The 1593-nt window shown below is 44.9% G+C and carries 1 protein-coding gene; it reads left to right on the top strand.

Translation table 11 applies throughout. The annotated features are described in order from the left end of the window. Positions 1–189 precede the first annotated feature (189 nt). The gene (locus Afil_RS10595) at positions 190–1500 is read left to right on the top strand and encodes an IS4 family transposase (RefSeq protein WP_230228745.1); all 1311 of its coding nucleotides are present in this window, start codon (positions 190–192) and stop codon (positions 1498–1500) included. Positions 1501–1593: the final 93 nt, after the last annotated feature.

Raw genomic sequence — 1593 nt, 5'->3', positions numbered from 1 at the left:
CAATGTCATTAAGTTAAGATTTCTCAGACCACATCAGCGTTAAGCAGTGATGTGGTCTTTTTTCTACTCTTCAAGTCAAATCTCGAATGATTCGAGTTTTTTCACTTTTTTCTAAAAATCTATTGACAAATTTCTGCCGCCGCGCGGCTGCTTCGCAGCCGATGGGGAGAACTTAAAGGAGTTTTCCCTATGACTGCTATCGCCAAAGAATGTTCTTTCTTCAGAAACACCTTCCTCAATATCATCAGCTCAGAAACGGCGAACCCTGCCAATTTTACTTCTCAGTCCGCCTTCACCCGTAAGCGGCAGATTGACCTGCATGAGCTTGTCCTTCTTCCGTTTCAGCTGACAGAGGAATCCCTCGCTGCTTCCTTTCCCTGGATCCTGTTTAAGGGCGGATCATCTGTTTCAGCCTCTGCTGTGTCTCAGGCCCGTTCCAAAATCAACTCTTCACTTTATAAAAACGTCTTCAATCGGTTTAACAAGGCAACTTCCAGCTCTGATGTTAAAACCTTCAAGGGTTATCGCCTCCTCGCTGTAGATGGAAGCGAGATTCAAGTTCTTCCTGAACAGGACAATGACATCACCTATGGCGCTTCTAAAAAAGGCAAGAAGAGGCACTTTGTTCATTTGAATGCCGAATTCGACGCCCTCAACTCCGTCTTTACTGACGCGCTGCTTCAACCCGGCTCTGAGAAGAATGAAGATTCAGCTCTTCTTGAACTCGCTCAGCGTTCTTCATTTCAGAAAGCCATCTTCATCGCTGATCGGGGATACGAAGCTCTTATGTCTTTCTATCGCCTGCAGAAGGAACATGTCCCTTTTGTCATACGTATCAAAGACGAGACATCATCTACAAGCATTCTCAAGTACTATAAGACTCCCGAGTCAGAAGAGTATGACATTCCTTTCAATGTGATTCTGACCAGTAAAAACAACAGGCATGTCAAAGACCATTGGGATGTCTATAAGTACATCTCTTCGTACAGGAAGCAGCCTGAATTTGACGGTCAAACGACTGAACTCCCTTTAAATATCAGGGTTGTGAGGTTCAAAGCTGCCTGCGAAGGGAATGAATCATTCATTACCGTCTGCACCAATCTGTCGGAAGCTGAGTTTGGGACCGAGGACATCAAGCAGATCTACCGTCTGCGCTGGCAGGTTGAAGTCGGCTTCAGGGGACTGAAACGAAACACCGATCTTGAATGGACTCATTCAAGGAAGCTTGATCTGGTCCAGGCAGAGATCTATGCCAAAATGACTCTCTACAATCTTTGTTCCCGTTTGCGCAACAAGGTAGAAAGATCTCGTCAGCACCAGAAGCGCATCGCTCAGGCCAAAAAGCACAAGCAGAAGGCAGATTTCGGATTCATCATCAAAACGATTCAACAGTGGCTGTTCAAAAAAGCCAGAATCAGCTTGAGTACACTGGAAGATCTTCTTCTGGCCAGGATATCTCCGATCAGAGAAGGAAGAGCTGATACCAGAAAGAAGAAGTGACAGATTTGAAAACCGAAAAGTCATCAGGATGATTTTTTCAACAGGTAGAAAATCATCCTTTTCGTCATGCCTGAGACGCAAAATATAAGAAAT

This window comes from Allobaculum fili (assembly GCF_020969955.1).
Classification (GTDB): Bacteria; Bacillota_I; Bacilli_A; order Erysipelotrichales; family Erysipelotrichaceae; genus Allobaculum; species Allobaculum fili.
Note: the sequence above shows the minus strand (reverse complement) of the source record. Positions and strands in the feature narration are given on the sequence as shown.

What these genes read in the sequence shown, in the direction of transcription:
- Afil_RS10595 (WP_230228745.1), top strand. Translation starts at nt 190, where the DNA reads ATGACTGCTATCGCCAAAGAATGTTCTTTCTTCAGAAACACCTTCCTC.